We start from the raw sequence: 25436 nt of genomic DNA on the forward strand, positions 1-25436 counted from the left end.
ATGCTAGGCATAGGCTTGGTATGCGTTCACTTCGCTGATAGAGCTGATATGGTTTGGCTGATTGGACTGCCTTGGGTTTGGAGTTTTCCGGCCTTTACCCCGGTGAGGGGCTGATGACGCCATCCGGATTTTGCAGTGATATCGGAACATTGTATTCGATGGCCCCGTAGCACCGCTGCTCATCATAGCGTCTACGCCAAGTCTCCAATTTTTCCCAAGCGTCGTCAAGTCTGAGGAACCAATGGGTGCTCAGGTACTCAGCTCGAGCTATGGCCGAAACTGGGTGACGGGTTGAGAAGGGGGTGGCGTATCGTGGAGGTGTTCAACGCCTTCCCACATCTCCAATGAAGGAGTGATACGCCATAACAGACGATACAGTTGTGGATCTGCGCTAACCAGGGGAAACCGATGACCCTCTGACGGAAATCCTGCGCACCGGGGCACGCCAGCTTTTGGCGCAAGCCGTGGAAGCGGAGGTTGCGGCTCTGCTTGCTGAACATACCCATCTGAAGACGGAGGATGGACGTCAGCGGCTTGTGCGTCGCGGGCATGCCGAGCGCGAGATCGGTGCCCGTCATCAGCGCTGCTGGGTGCACAAGACGGCCAATATTCTGAACAAACTTCCGAAATCCAGATAGAAAGCGGCCAAGGACGACTTGCACGCCATCTGGATGGCCGACGGTCGCGCCGAAGCCGAGAAGGCCATGGATACATTTGCGGCCAAATATGAAGCCAAGTACCCTCAGGCCGCCGCCTGTTTGACCAAAAACAGGACCGCATTGCTGGCGTTCTATGATTTCCCAGCAGAACACTGGGTGCACATCAGAACCTCCAATCCCATCGAGAGCATATTCGCCACAGTCAGGCACCGGACCGTGTGTAGCAAGGGGTGCCTGTCACACAAGACCGCCCTGGCCATGGTTTTCAAGCTGATCATGGCCGCGAGCAAGTCCTGGCGCCGCTTGAAAGGGAACAACCAGTTGCCTAAGGTCATCGAAGGTGTCAGGTTCCGAGACGGGATCCAGGTGCCTGAAAACGAAACAACCGCCGCCGCCTGATCATGCCCGCCTCCCAAAATCGGCCATAGCTCTTTCAGCCCGAAAGCGCTCGTTAAACACCTCAATGAAGGCGTTATTCGTTGGCTTGCTGGGGGGGCCAGGGTGACGTCATAGGCATAGGCCCATAGGTCCAAGTCCCGGGAGATGAACTCTGCACCCGTCCAACCGCCCTCCCTGGTCGCTGTAAAATGACCGATGACGCTCATTCCTCTGCAGTATGACGCCTTCCGGGCGTCGTCGTTGGACGGCGGATGTCAAACGTCGACTGGTCGACGAGGTGGGGGAGAGCGGGCCGTCGGTCTCGGCGGTCGCCCAACGCCATGGGGTCCATCCCAGTGTTCTTGATCGTTGGTATCGGGCCGTTGGTCCAGCGGGGAAGAAAGCCGCTTCCGATCCAACACTGGTTCCAGTCCGCGTTGTGGAGCCCTCACCGCCAGATACCGCACCGTCCCAGCCTTCCATTGAGACGCGGTCGCCTTCGGTGATCGAAATCCATTTGGCTAACGGGTCCTAGGTGATGGTTCCCGAGGATATCCCTCCCGATCGGCTGTGGGACCTGCTCTCGGCGGTGGGCGGGCGATGATCTCCGTGGGCATACCTCCGCGACGAGAGGCCCCATGGCGGCCCGGCGCCGCCTGCGGTGCTCTACCGCTACACGCCCGACCGGAAAGGAGAGCACCCCCAGGGCGAATTGAAAGCGTTTCGGGGATGCCTCCACGCCGACGGCTACCCCGGTTTCAACACGCTGTATGACGTGAACGGAGAGGGAAACGCTCCTGTCCGGGAAGTCGCCTGCTGGGCCCATGTCCGGCGCAAGATCCACGACGTCCATGTGGCCACGTCCGCGCCCCTTGCCCGCGATGCCCTGGACCGGATCGGTCAACTGTTCGACGTGGAGCGGGCCGTCATGGGCCAGCCGCCGGATATCCGACGCGCCGCCCGCCAGGAAAAAAGCCGACCGCTGCTCGAAGACTTGCGCGTCTTCTTCGAGACCTCCCTGCGCCGCCTGCCTGGCAAGGGGAAACTGGCCGAGGCCATGCGCTATGCCCTGAACCACTGGGAGGCCCTGATCCGCTACGCCGAGAATGGCCGATGCGAGATCAGCAACAACGCCGCCGAAAGGGCCATCCGGCCCCTGACCCTGGGCCGCAAGAACTGGCTCTTTGCTGGATCCGACGCGGGGGGACACCGCGCCGCTGCCCTCAATCAAACCGAGTAGGCCTCGTCAAGACTACAGCGCTGTAGTCGTCGATGGACGCTTACCATGGACAGGACAACCATCGCGGCCAACGACTAGGACATCAAGCCTTTAATATGAAACATATCCGGCATGCACGAGATAGTTGAGACATTCCTCTGAGATATATAGGTCGCAGATGTTTCCGACGGCTTTCCATAGGTCTGCGATTGTTCTGGCCCCGATCCGCCTGAGATGGGCTTTGAGTTTAGCAAAGGCCATCTCAATGGGATTGAGGTCTGGGCTATAGGGCGGCAGAAAAAGGAACCATGTGCCCCGTTCCCTGAGTATGGCTTTGGCCCGCCCGCTCGCTCTTGTGACTTGAGAGATTGTCGAGAATGACGATGTCATCCGGTTGAATGGGCGGCGCGAGTTGTGTCTCCACATAGGTCTCGAAGATCTTCCGGTTCATTGGTCTATTGATGATCCATGGCGCTGTCAGACCGTCGCATCGGAGTGCGGCGATGAAAATCTGTGTTCCCCAATAGCCAAACGGCGCTCGGGCGTTGAGACGTTGCCCCCGGCGCGCTCGACCACGCAGTCGGATCATTTTGGTTGTTGTTGCTGTTTCATCAATAAAGACAAGCCGATGGGGCTCCTGACGCATCCGTGGCTGGCGATGAGACCGCCAGACCCGACGGTCTTCAAGCACATCATCGCGACCGGCTTCGGATGCCTGCAAAGTTTTTCTTAGAGCATGTCGCGTGAATCACATTACGCGACATGCTCTAAACCTCTGACATTGAAGCAAACCGTCGTCGCAATCTGTTCCAGATTGCTCGGGATTTGCTCTAACGGTGAAGCCCAACTTGATCAGGAACCGTGAAAACGAGGACGGGTGCACGGTGACCCCGCATTCAGTAACCAGTTTGGCTACCAGCTCGGGCATCGTGATATCCCCATTTTCGTCCACCCAGCGGGCCAGAACATCGGCATAAGGCGCCAATTTTCCGCCGCCAAGCGGACGGCCTTGCCGCCCGCATTCCAGCATCCCCGTTAATGACATCCGCTGTGCCAAACGAACACTCGTCGCCGCGCTGACACCAAAACGGCGGGCTCCGACTCGCCGTGATTCTCCGCGCTCTAGCTCGCTGTAAATCCGAACCCGAAGGTCAGACGAATACCCTTTGCCCATGATTCACCTCCCAAAAAGGAAAGTGAATTACGCTTGGGCCAGCTTGGGAATCCACCGATTCACGCTTAGCGCAGATCACTCTAAAATGTGCCCTGTCGTGTAGTGTGGGCATCGCCCCCAAATGGGCTTGGGCAATCACCCAAAAAAGACGAGACACTGTCGTGTACCCAGCAATGGCCCGACTTGATCTCGAAGGCACTCCAAAATTTTCGGATACCCTGGAATCACGAATCAGGCAAGATGGTCAGGGAGACAGGACCGTCACACCTTTGGTGCCGTACCCATCCCCGCCGATGACGATCGCAGGCAGGCCAGCGCTTGTCCCACCAAAGGCTTTCCAGAGGTCCACCACCCAGGAAACTGCCGTATCGACGATCACATCATTGACTCCAAATGGGATATTGGAGGGATCGAAAAGAGGCACCTTCGGCTGCGGTTCACCGTCAACCATGCGGACGTCGAACAGGATACTACAGGCGCGAATCGCCTTGTTCAGCGCGTAGGAATCCGGACCATTGAGATGACTCATGATGGTGAACAGGCCATCTTGCTCCTGGTTGACATGGACGACAATCTCAATGGACTGAGCTGTTTCCGGCAAAGCCAGATCGAAGGCCCGCAGGGCATCGAGCGCATGCCCCATATTCCGCCCAAGAACCTCCAAAAGGTCGCGCTGATAGCTCGCCGGATCCATTATTGACTCTATCCCCATCACCATTCGAACACATATTCTATTTTAACCAGAGCCGCTGATCACCCGTTTGGCTCCTGTCCCCTTCGGTCCTTACCGCAGCATCCAGCATCAGGGGTGTTCCAACAAACGTTTATGAGACCGGGATCCTTGAGCCTCCACGAAAACGCGGAAAACGAGCGGGAAAGCCCTGCGCAGGCGCTTTTCCGCCTCCGTGCTCACCGCTTCGATTTGACCACTGTCCATGGACTCTCGGTAATCCACGCTGACCAACACCAGCATGTCATCGGCCCCCATGAACAGGGTAATGATCTCGTTCACCGCCACCACGCCGGGCAGATCGGCCACGATGGCGGCCATGCCTGCCCGCGTTGCTGGATCGGCGGCTTCTCCGATCAGCAGCGCCTTGCACTTAATCGCCAGGAAGACCGAGACCACAGCCAGGATCACCCCGATACAGATCGACGCAACCCCATCCAAAACAGGCATGTCCAAGCTATAGGCCAGAAACACTCCGATAAAGGCGATGACCAGCCCCAGCACTGCGGCACTGTCTTCAAACAGTACCACCAGAACCGTTGGATCCCGGGTGTCGCGCAAGGCCTGGAAAACACCCCTCCCGGCCCGCTGAACCTTGAAGACGTTCCACGCCGCGATCAGCGACCAGCCCTCAAGAAGAATAGACAGGACCAGGATGCCAAGGACCAGATCCCGGAAGGAAATGGACAGGCCTAAAAGGGCGAAATTGGCGCTCTCCATGGCATGGGGATGGAGCACCTTCTCCACCCCTTCGTAAAAGCTGACCGTGGCTCCCAGACCAAAAATCAGCATGGCCACCAGGAAAGACCAGAAATAGGTCTCCTTGCCATAGCCCAGGGGATGATGCTCATCCGGCGCTTTTTCCGAACGGGACATCCCTAACAAAAGAAGTCCCTGGTTTCCGCTGTCCACCAGGGAATGGACCCCCTCGGAAAACATAGCTGCGGAACCGGTTACAGAGGCGCCGCCCAACTTGGCAGCAGCGATACCCATATTCGCGATCAAAGCCTTGAGGATCGCCCCCTTGCCACTGGCCATGCTTTGCCTGTCCTTCGGTTACCATAGAAGTTCGGAGAAGGGAAGGAAGGGCACCAGATCGCCCTTGGCGATCCCGGTTCGCGTTTCCCCCAAATCGACCAATCCATCGGAGCGGGTCAGGGAGCTGATCAGATTGGAGGACTGGCTGGGGAACAGTTCGGCCACCGCACGCCCCGCGGCATCGACGGAGACCCGCCCCCGGGGAAATTCCCGTCGCCCGGCCTTGCGCGTCAGATCAAACCCCGCGGCCACAGGGTAGCGGTGAGGGGTGAGTTGCCCCCCCTCCACCCCGGAAAGGCGCAGGACCACAGGACGCCCCACCAGACAAAAGGTCACGAAGGTCGACACAGGATTGCCCGGAAAGCCCAGGAAAGGCTTCCCTTTGAGCGTGCCAAAGGCCAGTGGCTTGCCCGGTTTCAGGGCCAGACGCCAGAAGTTGATGGACCCCAGGGCCGCGACGGCATCCTTCACATGGTCTTCGCCCCCGACCGAAACCCCGCCGGAAGTCATGACCAGATCCGCAGAGTCTGCAGCCCTGTCCAAGGCGTCGCGGATCAGCTCGGGCTTATCGGGCAGGTTGCCCAGGTCCACCACATCCACCCCCAGGCCCGCCAACAAGGCCAACAGGGCCCGACGGTTGGCGTTGTACAGGGCCCCCGGCGGTAAGGGCTCGCCCGGCTCCACAATCTCGTCGCCGGTGGTGAAGACGGCCACGGTCAAAGGCTTGAAAACGGCCAAATCGGCCCGCCCCACCTGGGCGGCCATGGCCAGGTCGGCAGGATCCAACCGCCGTCCCCGACTTAAGACCCGCTGCCCCACGGTGACATCCCCGCCTGCTGGCCGGACATTGTCGCCCCAGGTCTGCCCTGGGGGAATGGTCACCTTGCCGTCGGCCTCCTCGCAGACCTCCTGCATGACCACGGTATCGGCCCCTTCCGGAACGGGCGCTCCGGTAAAGATGCGAGCCGCCTCGCCCTGCCCCAGAGGCCGCTTGGCAGGGTGTCCGGCAGGGATCCGCAGACCCACGGGCAGAGTCGTGGCCTGTCCCGGGATCAGGTCGGCATAGCGCAGGGCATAGCCGTCCATGGCCGAATTGTCGTCTGGGGGAACAACGATATCACTGAGCACATCCTCGGCGAGCACCCGCCCTGCGGCCCGGCCCAGGGGCACCCGCTCCACACCGGTCACGGGACCCAACCGGTCCATCAACAGGGCAATGGCCTCATCCAGGGGAAGCAAGGACTTGGTGGTTTCGAAACAATCGGCGGGAAGGGACATGGGACGCTCCCGGTAGGAGGCAAGAGAGAAGACGATGTGCTCTACGCTATAGAAGATGACCTGCTCTGCGTTGGAGCTTTTATGCTTAACGGGAGGGCGCCATATGACTCAAGCCCACACGCAGGTAGTCGTAGCCGGTCACAAGGGTCATCACAGCAGCGATCCACAGCAGGACCTCGCCGATCAGGGTAACAGGCAGCAGGGGCAGCCACGGAATATCCCCGACGATCAGCACCGGCAAGGCAATAAGCTGAACCGTGGTCTTCCATTTGGCGAGCTTGGTGACGGGCATGCTCACCTGGATCTCTGCCAGATATTCCCGCAGGCCCGAGACCAGAATCTCGCGCATCAGGATAACCACAGCCGCCGGATAGCTCCAGACGCTCATCTGGCCGAATCCAACCAGCAACATCAGGACAGCGGCAACCAGAAGCTTATCGGCGATGGGATCCAGGAACCGCCCCAGCGCAGAGACCTGATTGCTGCGCCGGGCCAACCAGCCGTCGAAAAAATCGGTAATGGCCGCAGCGCCGAACAGTCCGCAGTTGATCCAACGGACTGTCTCCCCATCCAGATAGAAGAGGACTACCACGACCGGGATAACCGCGATACGCAGCAGGGTCAGGATATTGGGTAGGGTTAGCAAGGCGAGATCCCGAGTTGGAGACGAGAGGAGCGCACTTTAGATCAAACGGCGGGGAATCGAAATCCCTTAGAGACAGGGTCGTTCACCCGCAGCCTGTTCCCTTCCTGCTTGGTGCGACTCCCGCCCTTTTACTTGATGCCCTTACCTCTGTTCAGAAGGTCTGTCAGGCCGGACAGGCGCGTGGGAACAGAGGCCATGCCATAGAGCGACAGCACGCTCTCCACGACCACTCCTTTGGTCTGGCTGGCGTCCGGCCGTTGTTGAAGCGGTGCCTCCCCAGGCCCCTTGGTGGTCGTCTGGGTCACACCTTCGGTGATCTGACTATTCACGGATGTGGGGAATGCTATTGGGGGGGTCTCCTTGACCTATGGATTGGTAAAACGGCGCAACCATACACCCTAAAGCGAACAACCCCTCATGGTTATGGGAATCCTGGTGCCAAATCTCCCTTTATCAGACTGCGGAAAAAGTCCGAGAACTCTGCAAAAGCGTCATTCCCGAGAAAGCGAAAATCCAGATGCTGTGTCATTTTCAACAAAAACCACACAGTCCGGATCTCCGTACCCGCTTTCGCGGGCACAGGCTCTGAGCGGGAATGACGATATACCCCGCCTCGTTGAAAAACCGAAAAACGCGGGGCTTTGCCCTGCCCCCCACTTCTTTGGGCGAGGCTGGGGCCTGATGCCCCGGCCCCCCATTGGGGATCAAAGGGTCCGCGACCCTTTGCAGGTCTGGGCAGAGCCCAGAAACTGCGAAGCAGGTTTTCCGGATTTTCGAGAACACAGAGTATAAAAGAGTTTTTCCGCACCCTGTTTAGGTCACTCCCCATCCCCATGGAAGTGACTGTAGATCTTTTGGGCCAGGGCCGCGCTGATGCCCTCCACGGCTTCCAAATCGGCCAATCCGGCCTGTCCCACGGCCTTCGCAGAGCCGAAATGGTGCAGCAGAGCCTTCTTGCGCCCCGCTCCAATGCCCGCAATAGCGTCAAGCGGCGAACCGGCGATCGCCTTGGACCGCCGCGCCCGGTGGGAGCCAATGGCGAAGCGGTGGGCCTCGTCCCGCAGACGCTGGATGAAATAGAGCACCGGGTTGTTCGGCGGCAGCATGAAGGGATCCCGATCGGGCAGGAAAAAGCGCTCCCGCCCCGCATCCCGATCCGGTCCCTTGGCGATACCCACCAGGGGAACGTCGTCCACGCCGATCTCCGCAAGGGCCTCGCGCACGGCATTGAGCTGGCCCAACCCGCCATCGATCAGCACCAAGTCCGGCCATTGGCCTTTGTCCCGGTCCGGATCCTCCTCGCGGGCACGGCTGAAGCGACGGGTCATCACCTCGCGCATCATGCCGTAGTCATCGCCGGGCTCCAGATCCTTGGAGCGGATGTTGAACTTCCGATAAGCGTTCTTCATGAACCCCTCCGGCCCGGCGACAACCATGCCGCCAACCGGATGACTGCCCTGAATGTGGCTGTTGTCATAAACCTCCACCCGTTGCGGCGCGGCCTCCAGAGCGAAGACCTCGGCCATCCCCTCCAGCAGTTCCCGTTGGGCCGAGCTTTCCGCCATGCGCCGCCCCAGGGCTTCCCGGGCGTTCAGATGGGCATGCTCGATCAACTTGCGCTTGGCACCCCGCTGGGGGGTGGCCAGGGTGACCTTGTGGTCAGCCCGAATGGTCAGGGCCTGTTCGATCAGATCCCGGTTGGGAATATCCTCGGACAGGAAGATCTCTCGCGGGGGTTCAATGCCCGCATAGAATTGGCCAAGGAAGCCCTCCAACACCTCGCCCGGCCCCAACTCGGCGGCATGGCTGGGGAAAAAGGAGCGGTTTCCGTTATTCCGCCCTCCCCGAAAGAAAAAGACCTGCACGCAGGATTTCCCCCCGGCCTGATGGATCGCCACGATATCCGCATTGTCCGCCGTGGGCAGGTTGATGTCCTGGTGGGACTGGACGTTGGTCAGGGCCTTGATGCGATCCCGGTAGATCGCCGCCGTTTCGAAATCCAGGGCCTCCGCCGCCGCTTCCATCCGCTGGGCGAAGTCCTTTTGCATGGCTTGGCTCGCACCGGATAGGAAAGCCCGCGATTCCTCCACCATGCCCAGGTAGGTCTCCTGATCCACCCGGTCCACACAGGGGGCACAGCAGCGCTTGATTTGGTACAGCAGGCAGGGCCGCGACCGGTTGGCAAAGACACTGTCCGAACAGGTCCGCAGCAGGAAGATCTTCTGCAGGGTGATCAGGGTCCGGTTGACCGCCCCGGCCGAGGCAAAGGGGCCGTAATACTCCCCCCCCTTCTTGCGCTGCCCCCGGAACTTGACGATGCGTGGATAGGGGTGATCGCGCGTCACCTCGATATGAGGAAAGGATTTGTCATCCCGCAGAAGGATGTTGTAGCGGGGCTTCAGCTTTTTGATGAGGTTGGATTCCAGCAGGAGGGCTTCGGCCTCCGTATGGGTGGTCACCACCTCCATGGACCGCGTCAAAACAACCATACGCTGAATGCGTGCCGGTAACCGGGGAAGCTGGGTATAGTTGGTGACCCGCCGTTTCAGGTCCCGGGCCTTCCCCACATAGAGCACATCCCCCTTGGCGTCGACCATGCGATAGACCCCCGGCGAGGAGGGCATGGTCCGCAGGGCCGCGCGAATGGCGTCAACGCCCTCCAGCTCACGTAAGATCGGCTGGAGGGAGGCGGGCTGGAGGGACTCGGGATGATCGCTGGTCGGGTCCTGGGTCTTGGGGTCGTCCACGGAAGGGGTCCTCGGTCTCTTTTCCGTCCTTCGAATCCGGGCCGGGGCGAGTCCCCTAAAACCGGTCGAGCGGGGCAGTCCTGTCAAGATTCAAGCTATCCACGAAACCTGTGGATAAGTTTGTGTAAAAGGTTTTTTACCAGGGTCCGAATCGGCGGAAACCCATGATGGAAACCCACATGCCCGTTTTTTAGGCAAAATATCAAGTCTTTGTTATTTCACTAAAAAAAAATTAACACTCTCCCCTCTTTGTCCACTTTGTGTCTCATTTGTGGGGTTCCTGAGACAGCGCGAACTCTGGGGATAGCCTGTGCATAAATGCGCCCTTCCTCACCTTCTTGACCCCACAGACGGTCCGATGGGATGTATCCTTTCCCCTAAATGAGCGAACCTCAGACGCCATCTCCAGAGTCGGTGGTCAGGACGGGCGTCGGGACAGAACGACGGAGGATTTCCACACCGACAGAGTCGGCTTCAGGAAAAATATCGGGCTTTTCCACCCGGACCCGGGCCTCGACCACCCGGGGGTCGGACAGGGCCAAAGCCGCGATCCGTTCAGCCAGGGTTTCCACCAGGTTCACATGCCCCTCCGCCACGATCCTCTGGGTTCCGGTGACCAAGGTTTCATAGCTCACCACCTTGCCGAGATCATCCCCCAGATCTCCCCCATCTTCCTGCACGCAAAGGTTTATGGAAACCCGAACCCTCTGTGGCGCCTCCCTTTCCTGAGGGTAAACACCGATATGAGCCATCAGCTCCAACCCGTTCACGAACAGGTGGCGCAGGCCGGGAACGGCCAAGGAAGGGATCGACATGGTCCATGGTCCTAATTTAGAGGCAGGATGGGTTGGACAGGATGGAAGTGGAAAACCGGGGTCCACTTTTCCTCATTCCGCCACAATACACGACAGTGTCTCGTCTTTTTTGGGCAATTGCCCAAGCCCATTTGGGGGCCAATGCCCCCAAACCCCCATTTCTCTTTTATGAACAAGTGCCCGGGGTCTGGGGCCTTTCGGCCCCAGTCTCGCCAAAGAGGAGGAGGGACGGGGCAAAGCCCCGTAACGGAAAAACACCCCCTGTCGTGTACAGTGTCATTCCGCTAAAGGCACCTGTCCAGGCTGGGCCCACCCCAGGTGCTGCCCCCCATCCAGCGCGATCATCTGACCGGTCATGGACGGGGTTTCCAGAATAAATCTCAAGGCCCGGGCGACCTCATCAGGGGTCGTCCCGTGCCCCAAGGGCATGGACGCCGCCTGACGGGCGAATTGCTCCATGGTCTGCTGGGGTGCGGGCAAGGCTGGGCCAGGACCGATCCCCATAACCCGGATCCGCGGCGCCAGGGCCAAGGCGAGCGTCTGGGTCAACGTCCAGAGCCCCGCCTTGGTCAGGGTATAGGTCAGAAAATACGGAGTCAGGTTCCACACCCGCTGGTCCAGCAGATTGACGATCAACCCGGTGGACTCCTCAGGCAAACCCTCGGCGAGAGCCTGGGACAGGACAAAGGGCGCCCGCAGGTTGGTTTCCATATGGGCATCCCAGGTGTCCCGGGTCGCCGTCTCCACCATGTCGAGCTCGAAGATCGACGCATTGTTGACCAACACACCGACGGGACCGAGGGCGTCCTCCGCTGCGGGCAGCAGCCCCTGAGCCTCCGCCTCGCTGGACAGGTCAGCGCGCAGGGTCACCGCCCGGCGCCCCATCTCCCGGATCTCCTGGGCCGTATGCTGGGCGTCCTGGTCCGAATGGTTGTGATGGATGGCAACGTCGAATCCCCGGGCCGCCAACTCCAGGGCCATGGCCCGCCCCAGACGCTTGGCCGCACCAGTGACCAGGGCCACGGGCGGCAAGGTCTCCGGCCCGGGGGCGGTGGGGATAAGGGAAGCGCTTTCGCTCATGCCGGAAATCCACCGCGCCGCCCGTCAGGACGCCGCGACCGCTCCACTGGAGTGGGCCACGAAGACAATGAACGCCAGATACCCCGCGACAAAGGTCACGCCAAAAGCGCGCCCCATGCGGATCCCAAACAGGAACAGGGGCATCAGAATCAGGGCAGAGATCACCATGATCCACATGTTAAACTCCACGACTCCCGGAGAAATGGGAAGCGGCGTCACCATCGAGGTGATCCCCAGAATGGCCAGAATATTGAAAACATTTGACCCCAGGATATTGCCCACGGCCAGTTCGGCTTGGCGCTTCATGGCGGCCGCAACGGCGGTGGCCAGTTCCGGCAGGCTGGTGCCGAAGGCCACCATGGTCAAGCCGATCACTTCCTCGGACACACCGAAGGCCCGGGCGATGGAAACGGCACCGGAGACCAGCAATTCGGCTCCCACCATGACGCCGATCAGCCCGCCGACGGTGGCCGCGATGATCACCCCCCAGGACTTTCCGGCCAAGCCTTCCATCTCCGCCACTTCGTCTGCGACACCGGGCCCCTCGCCCCGTTTTTCCCGCCAATAGGACCAGACAAGATAGGCAACCAGCAAGACCACCATGGCCGCGCCCTGCCACCGGACCACGGCGCCAGAGAGCGCCAGAGGAATAAACAGCAGGGTCACCCCGCACATGATCGTGCCGTCGGAAACGTATTGCCCTTTTTTCACGGCGATGGGCGATAGCGTCGCGGCGACACCAAGGATCAGCAGGATATTGGCAATATTGGATCCCACCACGTTGCCGATGGCGATCCCCTCGGACCCCGACAGGGCCGCCCGCAGGGAAACGAACAGTTCCGGCAGACTGGTACCGAAAGCCACCACCGTTAGCCCCACGACCAGGGGGGACACCCCCATCCGTTCCGATATGGCAACGGCGCCGCGAACCATGATTTCCGCGCCCAAGGGCAAAAGAATCAAACCAGCAACGAAAAACCCGATATCAATGGGGTCCAAAGTACGGTCTCTCCCGGTCGTGAAGAAAAGGGGTGAAGGAATGTAGACTGCCGGAATGTGGTTTGCCAGACAGCCCTGCGCAACTGGAATCTCAATCTCCCGCAGTCGAAACGACGGCTGCCCCTGTCCGCTTTACCCCTCGGTCTTCGGCTCCAGATAGGCCAGAACCAGTTCCCGCTGCGTCACCAGACCGACCAGCTCCCCCCGGTCCAGCACCAGCGAGCGCGACAGGTCGAAGCGGGTCAGCATCCGGATGGCATAGCGGATGTCCATGTCTGCTTCCACGGTCAACACGGGTTTGGACATGATTTCATAGACATTTGTGCGATCCGGGGACTTGTCCAGAACGATCAGCCGCTTGGCCAGATCGGTAACGACCAGCACGCCATATTCGTCGGTCTCGTCCCGCCGGTTGATGACCAGAGAACTGACCTGTTTCTCGCGCATGATCGCAACGGCCTGGGCCACGGTCGCCAGACCGTCGATCATGATGGGGCGCGCGGTCATGACCGCGCGGACGGGGGTGTAGCCGCGGTTCATATCTCGTCCTTGATCTCGGTTGAAATGGTGCCAATCTGGCTTGTCAGCCCCACGGCATCCTCCACATCAAGCATGAAGGCCACGCCGGAACCGGGTTTTTCCTCGAAGGACCCGACCTTGGCCATGGTCTCCAGAATACCCTTTGCCAAATGCTGCTCCACCACCGTCAAGACAAGGTCCCGCGCCCCGGACAGGTCCAAGCCCAGGAAAGTCTTGGTCTTCCGCAGTCCCTCCCCCCGGGCGTTGGTCAGGACGGTGCACCCGGTCGCCCCGTTTTCCCGGGCGGCCTTCACAATCTTGTCCGTCACATCGTCCGAGACCAGGGCGATGATCATCTTGAACTTCATGGCTCATTCTCCTTGGAACCCTTGGCCGTGGACCCCTCGGCCTCCGCCCCGCGAGGGAGGCGCGCGGCGCGGCGCCGCAAATAGTCACCGGCCTGGGCATAGCCCATGACGGTGATCATGGGAAACAGACTGGCGAGCGCGATCAAACCAAACCCATCGATCAACGGCGACCGCCCGGGAATGCTCGACGCCAACCCCAAGCCCAGGGCCGTGACCAGGGGCACGGTCACCGTCGAGGTGGTCACTCCACCCGAATCATAGGCCAGGGGGATAATGGCCTTGGGCGCGAAGAAGGTCTGACCGATGACCACCACATAGCCGGCGACGATAAACCAGGGCAAGGGGATACCGGTCACGATCCGCAGGGTCCCCAACGCCACCCCGATGGAGACCCCCAGAGCCACCGCTGCCCGCAGCCCCCAAGCGCGGATGGCGCCGCCGGAGACCTCCTCCACCTTGAGGGCCACGGCGATCAGGGCCGGTTCGGCCACGGTGGTGGCAAAACCCACTGCTGCGGCGAAGACGTAAACCCAGAGGTAATCGCTCCAGACCACCACAATCTCGCCACCGGCTCCGGTCGCCGCGCCGATGAAGGCGGGGTCGGTCAATTGGGCCGCCATCAACCGCCCAAGGGGAAACAGGGCCAAGTCCAGCCCCACCAGAAACAGGTCCAGCCCCACAACCACATAGACGAAGCCCAGGACCATCCGTTTCAGATTGGGAATGGTCTGGCGCAGGACGAACACCTGGAACAGCACCAACACCAGAAGGATCGGCGCCACATCGAGCACCGTGCCCCACAGGGTATCCATGATCCGGACGAAGGTTTCCATGCTCCCGCGCCCCTTTCCTAAATGGCCATGCCGTAGATCATGACGAAGATCATGGGCGTGAGGCTGGCGAAGGCGATCAGGCCGAAGCCATCGATCAGCGGATTGCGCCCACCGAGTGAAGAGGCAAGCCCCACCCCAAGCGCCGTGACCAAGGGGACGGTGATGGTCGAGGTGGTCACCCCGCCGGAGTCATAGGCCACCCCGACCACCTCTGGCGGAGCAAAGACGGTCAAGGAGACGACGATCAGATAGCCGCCAATGATAAAAATCTGCACCGGCCAGCCCTTGAGGATGCGGAACACCCCCAGGACAATGGCCAGCCCCACCGAAAGGGCCACGGTGTAGCGCAGCCCCAGCGCATAGGTCTCCTGGGCCTCTGCGGTATTGGCGATCGCCCGGGCCTCGCTCGCCGCTCTGGCGGCCTCGTCGGCGACGGCGATCAAGGCCGGTTCGGCAATGGTCGTGCCAAATCCCAGGGCAAAGGAGAAAATCATCAGCCAGACCAGACTGCCCCGGCGGGCAAAGGCCCGGGCCATGGATTCGCCCAGGGGAAACAGCCCCATCTCCAGACCTTGGATGAAAAAGGCCAAGCCAAGAACCACCAGGACCAAGCCCACCAGGATCGGCCCGAGGTTCGGAATGGGCGCCTGAATCACGACCGACTGGAAGAAGAGGATGACCACCACAATGGGCGCCAAATCCCGCGCAGCACCCATCAACAGGCCGAGAAAAGAGCGCAGGGCGCGGGGCATGGGACGTCCCAATCAGGAGTAGTGGCGGGCGAGGTCAGACAATGCCGATCCTCGGGAGCCCTGTCAACGGCGCTGGCCTTTTGGCTTCGCCAGCGGGCTGCCGCCCGCACCCGCTCGGGGGAGACCCCCGATCCCCCCTTTTTCCGAGCAGAAAAACGGGGGTCTGGGGCATCGCCCCAGTTGGGTTTGGGCGAAAGCCCAATCTGTCCGCGCTTTGCCCAGCGGGAATCCCGTAGTAGTTTAGAACCCGATGCAAGCAGGGGGGGCCATGCGGACGGTACGGGTGTTCATTTCCTCGCCGGGGGATGTGCTGGCGGAGCGGAAACGGGTCGAGCGGGTGATCGACCGCCTCAACGGCCAGCTCGCGGGCTCGGCCCGGTTGGAGGCCATCCGCTGGGAGACGCATTTCTACACCGCCGACCAATCCTTCCAGCCGCAGATCCCCGAATCGGCGGACTGCGACATTGTCGTCGCCATCCTGCGCCATCGCCTGGGCACGGAGCTCCCGCCCGACTTCCCGCACTTGCCCACGGGTGAGCCCTATCCCAGCGGTACGGCCTACGAGATCCTCTCGGCCCTGGAGGCGAGCAAGACCCGGGCGAGCGGCCTGCCCGATGTCTATGTCTTCCGCCACCAGACCCCGCCCCTGGTCCGCCTGGACGACGAGGCCGCCAGAGCCGAGACCGAGGCCCAATGGGCCAAGGTGAAGGCCTTCTTCCAGCGCTGGTTCCAGACCGAGGACGGCCATTTCACGGCGGCCTTCCACATCTTCGATGACACCGACCACCTGGAAACCCAGGTGGAGGCCCTGCTGCGCGCCTGGATCGCCAAACATCTGACCGAGGGGCGGCTGCTGTCCTGGCCCGTGGATCTCAAGGGCTCGCCCTTCCGGGGGCTGGAGGCCTTCGGGGCCAAGCATGCGCCGGTTTTCTTTGGCCGGGACCGGGACACCACCCGGGCCGTGGAGGCCCTGCGCGACGCCGCCGAGCGGTCCTGCCCTTTCCTGCTGGTGGTGGGCTCCAGCGGGTGCGGAAAATCCTCCCTGGTCGGCGCCGGTCTGGTGCCCCGGCTGACCACCCCGGGGGTGGTGCCCGGGGTGGACCTCTGGCGGGTGGCGCGCCTGCGCCCCGGCGAACACCCAGACGGGCCCCTGGCCGAATTGGCCCTGCAACTCTTCAAGGGCCAAAAGGACCTGCCCGCCGAGGAGGACGGACGCCCCGAAGCCCTGCCCGAACTGGCCGAGGGGGATTTTTCCACCCCAAAAGCCCTGGCCGGACTGCTCGCCCATGGGGACGACAGCGCCCTCCGCCCGGTGCTCCAGGCCTTGGACCGGGTGGCGGAAACCGACCGGCGGGAAAACAGCTATGACCGCCCGGTGGAGACCCGCCTGCTTCTGGTGGTCGACCAGATGGAGGAACTGTTCTCCCCCGCCATCCCCAAGGACACCCGAGAGACCGTGGCGGCCCTGCTGCGCGCCCTGGTGGCCACGGGTCGGGTCTGGGTGGTCGGCACCCTGCGGGCGGATTTTTATGAGAGCCTGCAAGGCCTGCCCGATCTGCTGGCCCTGAAAGCGGCGGGGGCGCTGATCGACCTGCGCCCCCCCGGCCCGGCGGAGCTAGCGGAGATCCTGCGCGAACCCGCGAAGGCGGCGGGTCTGACCTATGAAACCGACGCCGGGGGCCAGGGCCTGGACGAGCGGATCCTCGCCGATTCGGGGGGCGACCGGGGGCGGGCGGACATGCTGCCCCTGGTGCAGTTCGTGCTCAACCGCCTGTTCGAGACCCGCTGCCAGACAGAGGACGGCCCGGCCCTGTTGACCCTGGCGGCCTATGAGGCCATGGGCGGCCTGGACGGCGCCATCGACCGGGAGGCGGAACAGGCCTTCGCCCGCCTGTCCGAGACCGCCCAAGCCACCCTGCCCACCCTGCTGCGCCTAGTGGTGATCCCCGCGACGGGGGAGCCAGGATTGGGGGAAGACCGGGGCCTGACCGCCCGCCCGGTCCCCTGGGCGGAGGCGACGGCCACGGCGGCCTCCGAGGCCCTGGTGGCGGCCCTGGTCACGGCGCGGATCCTCCAGTCGTCGGGGGATGGAGAGACGCGGACGGTGCGCCTGACCCACGAGCGGGTCCTGACCAGTTGGACCAGGGCGCGGGAGCTGGCGGAGGCCAACGCCGAATTCTTCCGGGTCCGTCAGGAGGTGGAGGAGGCCCGCCAGCGGTGGGAGACCACGGGTTGCCCCTCGGACCGCCTGATCCCGCCGGGCGTCCCCCTGGCCGAGGCGGAAGCCCTGGTCAAGACCTACGGCCAGGAACTGGAACTGGGTGAGAACGCGGACCTTTTGGCCTACGTTCGGGCTTCGGGTAACCGGGCACGGCGGCGCCAACGGCTGACGGCCCTGGCTGCGGTCGTCTTCCTGGGGGTCGCCCTCGGCGCGGGCTATTTCGCCAAGCGGGCCATGGAGGCAGAAGCCCTGGCCCAACAGCGGGCGGAGGAGGCCGAAACGGCACTGACCAAGGCCACCGGCGCGGCCAATCGACTGGTCTTCGACCTGGCGCAACGGTTCAAGAGCAAGGGCCTGCGCACGGAAACGGTCCTGGCGATCCTCGACCGGGCCCGCGCCCTCCAGGACGAGCTGGCCGAAAGCGCCCCGGACAACGCGGCCCTGCGCCGCAGCCGGGCGGTGGCCTTGTCGGAACAGGGGAATATGCTCGCCCTGCGGGGGGAGGTGGAGGACGCGACCAAGGCATACGAAGAGAGCCTGGGCATCTTCCGCGCCCTCGCCGAGACGAACCCCGGAAACACCGACTGGCAAAGGGACGTCTCGGTGAGTTTGAACAAAATCGGCGACCTGAGGCTGCGCGCGGGGGACGTCCCGGGCGCCACCAAGGCATACGACGAGAGCCTGGGTATCATGCGCGCCCTCGCCGAGACAGACCCCGGAAACACCGGATGGCAAAGGGACATCTCCGTCAGCCTGGAGCGGATCGGCGACCTGAGGCTGCGCGCGGGCGACGTCCCGGGCGCCACCAAGGCCTACGACGAGAGCCTGGGCATCAGGCGCGCCCTCGCCAAGACGGACCCCGGAAACACCGAATGGCAAAGGGACGTCTCGGTGAGTTTGAACAAAATCGGCGACCTGAGGCTGCGCGCGGGGGACGTCCCGGGCGCCACCAAAGCATACGACGAGAGCCTGGGCATCTTCCGCGCCCTCGCCGAGACGGACCCCGGAAACACCGGATGGCAAAGGGACGTCTCGGTGAGTTTGAACAAAATCGGCGACCTGAGGCGGCGCGCGGGGGACGTCACGGGCGCCACCAAGGCCTACGACGAGAGCCTGGACATCATGCGCGCCCTCGCCGAGACGGACCCCGGAAACACCGACTGGCAAAGGGACGTCTCCGTCAGCCTGGAGCGGATCGGCGACCTGAGGCTGCGCGCGGGGGACGTCCCGGGCGCCACCAAGGCATACAACGAGAGCCTGGGCATCATGCGCGCCCTCGCCGAGACGGACCCCGGAAACACCGACTGGCAAAGGGAGTTGTCTGTCCGCCTGGACCGGATCGGCGACCTGCGGCTGCGCGCGAGGGACCTCCCGGGCGCCACCAAGGCCTACGACGAGAGCCTGGGCATCAGGCGCGCCCTCGCCGAGACGGACCCCGGAAACGTGGACTGGCGTCGGGGTCTCATAGTCTCCCTGGTCAAGCTGGCGGAGGCCGCCGTCGCCGGGGGAGAAGGCGGGCAGGCCCGCGCCCCTTACACCGAAGCCCTGGGGATCGTCCGGGACATGGCCGCCAAGGGCGTCCTCGCCCCCGGGGATACCTGGATGATCGAAGAACTCGAAAACCGCCTCGCCGCCCTGGATGCCCCCGAAGGAGAGACCCGATGACCCTCCGCCAGCCGCCCGACCAGCCGCCCAAGCCCGCCCTCCACCTGCGGGTCGGGGTGATTGGCCATCGGCCCGGCAAGCTGCCCGGCGACGGGGCGGCCCTGCAGGCGCGGCTCGCTGGTTTGCTCGCCGAGATCCAGGGGGCTGCCCGCAAGGCCGGAGCCCAAGTGCCCGGGGATCTGGTGACCCGACCGCCGGGAGCGCCGGAGGTCACGCTCACCCTGTTGTCCTCCCTGGCCGAGGGAGCCGACCGCATGGGCGCCGAGGCCGCCCTGGACCTGGGCTATCGGCTGGAAGCCCCGCTGCCCTTCCCCCGCGACGTCTACGAGGCGGATTTTTCCACCCCCGAGTCCCGAACCGCCTTTCGGGACCTGCTCTCGCAAGCGGACAGCGTTTTCGAGATGGATGGCGCCCCCACCCGCCCCGGTCCCGCCTATGACGCCGCGGCCCGGGTGCTGGTCAATCGCTGCGATCTGCTGGTCGCCCTCTGGGACGGGGAGGATCCCGCGGGCCAGGGCGGCACCGGCGGCACCGTCGCCCTGGCCCTGGACGAGGGGGTGCCCATCCTCCATGTCCCCCTGGACGCCAAGCACAGCATCGACCTGCTGTGGACCGGTGGCGAGATCGTACCCGCAGCCGAGGTCTCCCGGGACTCCCACCGCACTCCCCTGGAAGACGGCGCCCTCGACCGCCTCGCCGAGGCCCTGCTGGTCCCCAGCCCAGCGACGGTCGCGGGGCTGCGCGCCTACCTCTCCGACCGGCGGCGGCGCGTGCCTTTGGCCTGTCTCCATGCCCTGATGATGTTTGTGTTCACCGGAAAGCGGTTCGGCAAGGACACCCTGTTTCCCCAGCCCTTCCTGAACAGCGCCCGCCGGAACTGGGGCCTGGGGGGTGAGGGTAAAGAGACCCCCGAGAGCGGCTATTTCGCCCGGCTTCGTCCAGGGCGGGTGCGCGACGCCATCGAGGGGATGTTGGTACCCGCCTTCGCCGCAGCCGATGGGTTGGCGGTGATCCACTCCAACCTCTATCGCAGCGCCTTCGTTTTCAACTTCGTCGCCGCAGCCGTCGCTGTCACCCTCGCCCTGATGGGACTGGTCTTTCCCGAGGCCAAGTTCTATCTGATCACCGCCGAATGCGGGATCATCGGCTCCATCCTTTGGGTCACCCTCCTGGGAAAGCGCCGCCAATGGCACCGCCATTGGCTGGAGGACCGGGAGTTGGCCGAACGCCTGCGCCACCTGCGGGTCCAGATCCTGGTGGGCGCCTCCGGCGGCGCCACCCGCCCCCTGGCGCCCGAGCAGATCCCCAACAGGGACGCAGCCAGTGGCGAGCCCGATTGGATCACCTGGCTCCTCAGGGCCACCGCCCGGTCTCTGCCCTTGCCCCATGTCTGCGCCGACGGGGATTACCTGGAGCGGGTCTCGCAAATCCTGCGGGAGGAGGAAATCACCGCCCAGATCGCCTACCACCGCGCCAACCATGCCCGGTCCCATCGCCTGGAGCATGGATTGCACCGCCTGGGCGCCGTGCTGTTCTTTTCCACCCTGGGGATTTGCGCGCTCTTCGCGCTGCTGTATTTCCCCGTTCTGCACCACTTGGACCATCCGGACCGGTCTTCGGATGCCTATGATGTGATCGCCAAGATCGTCACCATCGTCACCGCCCTGTTCCCGGCCTTCGGTGCCGCCTTCGCGGGCATCCATGCCCAATCGGACCTGGGGACCCTGGTGCGCCGCTCATGGGAAACGAAAACCCGGCTGGAGCGTCTCGCGGCCTCCATGGACGGGCAGAAAACCCACTCCCTGGCCGCCCTGTCCGGACGGGTTACCTTGGCATCGGACATCCTGGTGAGCGACTTGGATTCCTGGCGGACCATCTTCGTGGCCCGGCCCCTGGTTCTGCCCAGTTGATCCTCCTGCGGGCGCCCTCGGGAAAGGGGGGATTCGGGGGCTGGAGTTTCTCCCGCCGAAGGTTTTGATTTCTCCGTCATCCCCGCCCCTCCGTCGTCCCCGCGAAAGCGGGGATCCAGGGTTGATTTCGGTGGTGTCGGTGACCTGCGCTCCTGTTGCGTCAACCGCATAGGTCAGTTGTCCCCACCCTGGATTCCCGCGTACGCGGGAATGACGATCCCGAAGCGAAACAATCCGCATTCAAAACCAAAAAACCACCATCGCATCCAGACCATTCCGATATCGCAACACCCCTTACAACGGCAGGCGGACCCGGGCGCGGAGCCCCCCCAGCGGGCTGTCCTCCAGGGTGATGTCCCCGCCCATGGCGCGGACCACGTCGCGGGCAATGGTCAGCCCCAAGCCGGTCCCGCCGGTCCGGGGATTGCGCGAACTTTCGATGCGGACGAAGGCGCGGAAGACGTCCTCGCGCCGATCTGCGGGGATGCCGGGGCCATCATCATCCACCAGAATCTCCACGCTGTGGTCCCGCAGACCCAGGCGGATGGAGATATGTTTGGCAAAGCGGTGCGCATTGCCCAGGATGTTCATCAAACACCGCTCCAGGGCTTGGGGCTTGACCGGAACTGTCACCGGAGCCTCGGCGTGCATGTCGATCTCTGCCCCATTGCGGCGCATGCGTTGGACCACGCCCGCAACCAACTCCACCAGCGGAGTAACTTCCAACTCCTCGGTGCCCTCGCCCCGGGCGAAGGCCAGATAGCCCTCGACCATGCGTTCCATATCCGTAATGTCCTGGGTGAGCTCCTCCGTCCCCTCCTGTCCCTCCATCAGAGCCAACTGCAATCGCATGCGGGTCAGCGGCGTACGCAGGTCGTGGCTGACCCCGGCGAGCATTTCCGTGCGTTGGGCGATCTGGCGGTTGATCCGTTCGCGCATGCGGGTGAAGGCAATGCCCGCTTGCCGCACCTCGGTCGCACCCTCGGACTTGAAATCCGTCACGTCCCGCCCCTTGCCGAGCGCGTCCGCCGCCATGGCCAGGCGGCGGATGGGGCGGACCTGATTGCGCATGAAGACGGTCGCCACGGCGAACAGGATCACCGAGGATATGGTCATCCATCCCATGAAAATATAGGTCGTCACGCTGAACAGACGCTTGCGGGGAACCTCCACCCGCAACAACCCCGTCCGCGTCTGAATGGTGATTTCCAGGGTTCTCTCGTCAACGACATCGACCTGATAGGGCAGATCCGTAAAGTCGGAGAGCGTCCGATAGAGGGTTCGGGCGACGAAATCCGCCGTTTGGTCCGGGGGTGGACGCATGGGCAGCATGGCACCGGGTTCGAAGGTGATCTTCAACTGCTGACGCAGATGGGCCAGGGCAAACATCCATTGCCAATCCCGGGGGTTGGGATAGGCCTCCATGTAATCCAGGATCACACCAATATCGGCCGACACAGCGTTGTTCAGCCGCCGACTCATGGTGTCCCAATGGCGGTCAAAGAAAATGATCGCCGTGATCACCTGGAGCACGATCAGCGGCACAACGATGATCAGCAAGGACCGTCCCAACAAGCTGTTGGGCATCATCGCCTTCAACAGCCGCCCGATGGGTCGCAGCCAGGGAGTCTCCAGACGGATGATTCGGCGAATGGTCCGCAGGGGTTCGGGCAGGGGGCGCCGTCGGGGGCGGATGACCATGGGGGGGACCGGGGTCATGGCTTCGCCCCTCACCCGGGCCGCAACAGGTACCCCTTGCCCCGCACGGTCTGCAGGTGGCGGGGCATGCGCGGGTCGTCCTCGATCTTCTTGCGCAGCCGCGTAACCTGCACATCGATGGCCCGGGCATTGCCTTCGGCTCCCGTCTGCTCGGCCAGTTCCTCCCGGCTGATCGCCTCACCAACCCGGGCGGCCAGGGTCGCCAGAAGGGACTGCTCCGCCGTGGTCAAATGGACCGGCGCGCCATCGCGGGTCAGCTCTTGCCGTTGGGGATCGAAAACGCAGGCGCCCAAGGACAGAGGCCCCTCCTCCGCAAGCGGCGCGGGGGCGACCATCGGATCCCGTCGAGTCCGGCGGAGAATCCCGTTGAGGCGCAGGACCAACTCGCGGGGATCGAAGGGTTTGGCCAAATAATCGTCGGCCCCGCTTTCCAAGCCGAGGATCCGGTCCTCTGCCTGATCCATGGCAGTGAGCATCAGAATGGGGACCTCCAGGGTTTCCCGCAGGGCGCGGGTCAAGTCGATGCCCGACTCCCCGGGCATCATCACGTCGACCACCAGAATATCGAACTCCAGGGCAGACAGATGGCGCCGGGCCTCCTCCGCGTCCTCCGCCGTGGTCACCAGGAAACCCCGGTCCATCAGATAGCGTTTCAACAGGGCCAGGATCCGGGTGTCGTCATCCACCACCAGGATATGGGGAGGCTCGTCCTCCAACGCTTCGGTTTTCGCCGGAGAGGTGAGGTCATTCATTGGTCACGCTCCCGCCCGCCATCGCGTCGGGATTGGGCGAAGCGCTCCCGGGCGGGGTCATCGACGATGCCCAGCATGACCTTGCGAAACCCCTCCACGGCCTCAGCTCCCGCCTCCCGATAGGCCCGGGCGAAGCGACGACGCTGGGCCTCGGTCAGTTGGCGTTCCATCTCCACGCCCTGCTCGGTCAGCTCCAGCAGCCTTTGCCGTCCGTCCCTTGGCCCCCGGTGCTGGATGATGAAACCGTCGGTCACCAGTTGGGACAGGACCCGGGACAGGCTCTGCTTGGTGATCGCCAGGATGTCCAACAGGTCACTGACGCTGATCCGCGGATGACGTCCCACGAAATAGATCACCCGGTGGTGCGCCCGGCCAAACTTGTGTTTGGCCAGCATGGCATCCGCCTCGCTGGTGAAATCCCGGTAAGCGAAGAACAGGAGTTCGATGCCTTGACGCAGCTCTTCCTCTCTCAGGAACAGGGGGTTGGCGCTCGTTTTGGCTTCGCTCATTGGATGGGTCTCATCTGGTTTCGCCTTCCAGGGTTTCGCGCGCCTTGGAACAGAAGAGAGGGCCGCGACCTTAAGCATATGATTTAGACCAAAAACAGGGCGCGAAATCGAGTCCCATTTCTTCCATTCGCACCATGCCCGACCGGACCCAAGGGCTATTCTCCCAAAAAGTTCCAGCTTTTTTGGGTCAGCATTGTTGACATAGTTCATGGAAGGATGTTACGTAGTTTCAGGGTCGGCGGTAAGAAATGTTCGATAAATGGCCGATCACCCTAATTCTAGGAAAGGTTTCGCTATGTCTCTCGTTCCGTTCGATGATCGCGATGGCACCATTTGGGTCAATGGGGACCTGGTCCCCTGGCGCGACGCGAAAGTGCATGTCCTGACCCATGGTCTGCACTACGGAAGCGGTGTATTCGAGGGGGAGCGGGTCTACGGTGGCAAGGTGTTCAAGCTGACCGAGCATACGGAGCGCCTGCATTTCTCTGCCGAGATCCTTGGGTTCAAGATCCCCTATTCTGTTGCCGAGTTGAATGCGGCCACTCAAAAGGTTCTGGATTCCAACGCCATCGTCGACGGCTATGTCCGGCCCATCGCCTGGCGCGGCAGCGAGATGATGGGGGTTTCCGCCCAGAAGAACCGCATCAATGTCGCCATCGCCGCTTGGCAGTGGCCCAGCTACTTTTCGCCGGAAGCGCGGCTTGCAGGTATCCGCCTGACAATTTCCAAATGGCGCCGCCCGGCCCCCGACACGGCACCGACCCAATCCAAGGCGGCGGGTCTCTATATGATCTGCACCATGTCCAAGCATGATGCGGAGAATAACGGCTACGACGACGCCCTGATGCTGGACTACCGCGGTCAGGTGGCCGAGGCCACCGGGGCGAACATCTTCCTGGTCCAGGACGGCGTGCTGCACACCCCGAAGCCGGATTGCTTCCTGGACGGCATCACTCGGCGCACGGTGATTGATCTGGCCAAGCGCCGGGGCTTCGAGGTGGTGGAGCGGGCCATCCAGCCCGAGGAATTCGCCAAGACCCAGGAAGTCTTCCTGACCGGCACCGCAGCCGAAGTCACCCCGGTCCGCCAGATCGGCGATTGGACCTTCACCCCGGGTGCGATCACCAAGACCCTGGTTGAGGACTACGACAAGGAAGTGGGCCGCACCCACGACAAGGCGGCCTCGGCCCGCAACAGCGCCTCCTGATTTTTTTCGGAATGGCCGCGAAACGCCTCCCATCCTGGCGGGTGGGGGGCGTTGTTTTTAGGGAGAAAATTCAGGGTCGATCCGTGGAAATACATCAATACATTGATATTGCACGGCAATTCGTTAGAAGCGTGAAGACAAGGGCTGGATTATGAGAAGTATTCTCAAGAAAAGACTCCCATTCAGTGGAAATCCCCTTAAAACCCCAGCCTTGCGCA

At 62.8% G+C, this 25436-nt stretch carries 20 protein-coding genes and 4 pseudogenes; 6 read left to right on the forward strand and 18 right to left on the reverse strand.

The window, feature by feature from the left end; genetic code table 11:
• Nucleotides 1–566: 566 nt before the first annotated feature.
• Nucleotides 567–1058 (forward strand): annotated as a pseudogene (locus ACLIRY_RS21005) (transposase); the annotation flags it as partial.
• Between the two features lie 33 nt (nt 1059–1091).
• Here ACLIRY_RS21005 and ACLIRY_RS21010 read toward each other — a convergent pair.
• Nucleotides 1092–1216 (reverse strand): annotated as a pseudogene (locus tag ACLIRY_RS21010) (IS3 family transposase); the annotation flags it as partial.
• A gap of 59 nt (nt 1217–1275) precedes the next feature.
• On the opposite strand from ACLIRY_RS21010, the gene tnpA reads away from it, so the two are divergent.
• Entirely contained in the window at nt 1276–1572 is a 297-nt protein-coding gene (tnpA, locus tag ACLIRY_RS21015) for an IS66-like element accessory protein TnpA (RefSeq protein WP_413207387.1), read from the forward strand.
• Nucleotides 1573–1647: 75 nt separating this feature from the next.
• Nucleotides 1648–2262, forward strand: a pseudogene (tnpC, locus tag ACLIRY_RS21020) (IS66 family transposase); the annotation flags it as partial.
• Nucleotides 2263–2367: 105 nt separating this feature from the next.
• On the opposite strand, the pseudogene ACLIRY_RS21025 reads toward tnpC, so the two are convergent.
• The 14 genes and pseudogenes from ACLIRY_RS21025 to ACLIRY_RS21090 form a co-directional block, all read right to left on the reverse strand.
• Nucleotides 2368–2989 (reverse strand): annotated as a pseudogene (locus ACLIRY_RS21025) (IS630 family transposase); the annotation flags it as partial.
• A 685-nt stretch (nt 2990–3674) separates the two neighbouring features.
• The gene (locus ACLIRY_RS21030; protein ID WP_413207388.1) at nt 3675–4124 is read right to left on the reverse strand and encodes a DUF6389 family protein; all 450 of its coding nucleotides are present in this window, start codon (nt 4122–4124) and stop codon (nt 3675–3677) included.
• A 108-nt stretch (nt 4125–4232) separates the two neighbouring features.
• Nucleotides 4233–5198 carry a cation diffusion facilitator family transporter gene (locus tag ACLIRY_RS21035; protein WP_413207389.1) on the reverse strand — a complete coding sequence of 322 codons (966 nt, stop codon included), beginning with the start codon at nt 5196–5198 and terminating at the stop codon, nt 4233–4235.
• Nucleotides 5199–5216: 18 nt separating this feature from the next.
• Entirely contained in the window at nt 5217–6476 is a 1260-nt protein-coding gene (gene glp / locus ACLIRY_RS21040; RefSeq protein ID WP_413207390.1) for a gephyrin-like molybdotransferase Glp, read from the reverse strand.
• Nucleotides 6477–6561: 85 nt separating this feature from the next.
• Complete coding sequence (gene pgsA / locus ACLIRY_RS21045; protein ID WP_413207391.1) at nt 6562–7122, reverse strand: CDP-diacylglycerol--glycerol-3-phosphate 3-phosphatidyltransferase; 561 nt, start codon at nt 7120–7122, stop codon at nt 6562–6564.
• 128 nt (nt 7123–7250) lie between these two features.
• Entirely contained in the window at nt 7251–7451 is a 201-nt protein-coding gene (locus ACLIRY_RS21050) for a hypothetical protein (RefSeq protein ID WP_413207392.1), read from the reverse strand.
• A gap of 489 nt (nt 7452–7940) precedes the next feature.
• Complete coding sequence (uvrC, locus tag ACLIRY_RS21055; RefSeq protein WP_413207429.1) at nt 7941–9797, reverse strand: excinuclease ABC subunit UvrC; 1857 nt, start codon at nt 9795–9797, stop codon at nt 7941–7943.
• A 464-nt stretch (nt 9798–10261) separates the two neighbouring features.
• Nucleotides 10262–10684, reverse strand: coding sequence for a dihydroneopterin aldolase (gene folB / locus ACLIRY_RS21060; RefSeq protein WP_413207393.1), 423 nt, complete (start codon nt 10682–10684; stop codon nt 10262–10264).
• Between the two features lie 276 nt (nt 10685–10960).
• The gene (locus tag ACLIRY_RS21065) at nt 10961–11764 is read right to left on the reverse strand and encodes an SDR family oxidoreductase (RefSeq protein WP_413207394.1); all 804 of its coding nucleotides are present in this window, start codon (nt 11762–11764) and stop codon (nt 10961–10963) included.
• 24 nt (nt 11765–11788) lie between these two features.
• A complete protein-coding gene (locus ACLIRY_RS21070; RefSeq protein WP_413207395.1) occupies nt 11789–12727 on the reverse strand; it encodes a calcium/sodium antiporter in 939 nt (312 codons plus the stop codon).
• Nucleotides 12728–12895: 168 nt separating this feature from the next.
• Nucleotides 12896–13303: a CBS domain-containing protein gene (locus tag ACLIRY_RS21075; protein ID WP_413207396.1), complete on the reverse strand. Its 408-nt coding sequence runs from the start codon at nt 13301–13303 to the stop codon at nt 12896–12898.
• Entirely contained in the window at nt 13300–13650 is a 351-nt protein-coding gene (locus tag ACLIRY_RS21080; RefSeq protein ID WP_413207397.1) for a P-II family nitrogen regulator, read from the reverse strand. The genes ACLIRY_RS21075 and ACLIRY_RS21080 overlap by 4 nt, the downstream gene beginning before the upstream one ends.
• The gene (locus ACLIRY_RS21085; RefSeq protein ID WP_413207398.1) at nt 13647–14483 is read right to left on the reverse strand and encodes a DUF1538 domain-containing protein; all 837 of its coding nucleotides are present in this window, start codon (nt 14481–14483) and stop codon (nt 13647–13649) included. Before ACLIRY_RS21085 ends, ACLIRY_RS21080 begins: the two co-directional genes overlap by 4 nt.
• A 17-nt stretch (nt 14484–14500) precedes the next feature.
• Nucleotides 14501–15235, reverse strand: a complete 735-nt coding sequence (locus tag ACLIRY_RS21090) for a DUF1538 family protein (RefSeq protein ID WP_413207399.1) — start codon at nt 15233–15235, stop codon at nt 14501–14503.
• Nucleotides 15236–15503: 268 nt separating this feature from the next.
• Here ACLIRY_RS21090 and ACLIRY_RS21095 point away from each other — a divergent pair, with 268 nt between their 5' ends.
• A complete protein-coding gene (locus ACLIRY_RS21095; RefSeq protein WP_413207400.1) occupies nt 15504–19121 on the forward strand; it encodes an AAA family ATPase in 3618 nt (1205 codons plus the stop codon).
• The gene (locus tag ACLIRY_RS21100) at nt 19118–21031 is read left to right on the forward strand and encodes a hypothetical protein (RefSeq protein WP_413207401.1); all 1914 of its coding nucleotides are present in this window, start codon (nt 19118–19120) and stop codon (nt 21029–21031) included. The genes ACLIRY_RS21095 and ACLIRY_RS21100 overlap by 4 nt, the downstream gene beginning before the upstream one ends.
• A gap of 294 nt (nt 21032–21325) precedes the next feature.
• Here ACLIRY_RS21100 and ACLIRY_RS21105 read toward each other — a convergent pair whose 3' ends face one another.
• The 3 genes from ACLIRY_RS21105 to ACLIRY_RS21115 are packed head-to-tail and all read right to left on the reverse strand — an operon-like array spanning nt 21326 to nt 24011.
• On the reverse strand, nt 21326–22750 hold the full coding sequence (locus ACLIRY_RS21105; RefSeq protein ID WP_413207402.1) for an ATP-binding protein: 1425 nt from the start codon (nt 22748–22750) through the stop codon (nt 21326–21328).
• 11 nt (nt 22751–22761) lie between these two features.
• Nucleotides 22762–23502 (reverse strand): response regulator, encoded by a 741-nt coding sequence (locus ACLIRY_RS21110; RefSeq protein ID WP_413207403.1) that lies wholly within the window; start codon nt 23500–23502, stop codon nt 22762–22764.
• On the reverse strand, nt 23499–24011 hold the full coding sequence (locus tag ACLIRY_RS21115; RefSeq protein ID WP_413207404.1) for a MarR family winged helix-turn-helix transcriptional regulator: 513 nt from the start codon (nt 24009–24011) through the stop codon (nt 23499–23501). The genes ACLIRY_RS21110 and ACLIRY_RS21115 overlap by 4 nt, the downstream gene beginning before the upstream one ends.
• Before the next feature lie 295 nt (nt 24012–24306).
• Here ACLIRY_RS21115 and ACLIRY_RS21120 point away from each other — a divergent pair, with 295 nt between their 5' ends.
• On the forward strand, nt 24307–25218 hold the full coding sequence (locus tag ACLIRY_RS21120; protein ID WP_413207405.1) for a branched-chain amino acid aminotransferase: 912 nt from the start codon (nt 24307–24309) through the stop codon (nt 25216–25218).
• The last annotated feature ends 218 nt before the right edge of the window (nt 25219–25436 follow it).

Origin of the sequence: Rhodospirillum sp. A1_3_36 (assembly GCF_047263945.1) — a bacterium.
Lineage (GTDB): Bacteria > Pseudomonadota > Alphaproteobacteria > Rhodospirillales > Rhodospirillaceae > Rhodospirillum.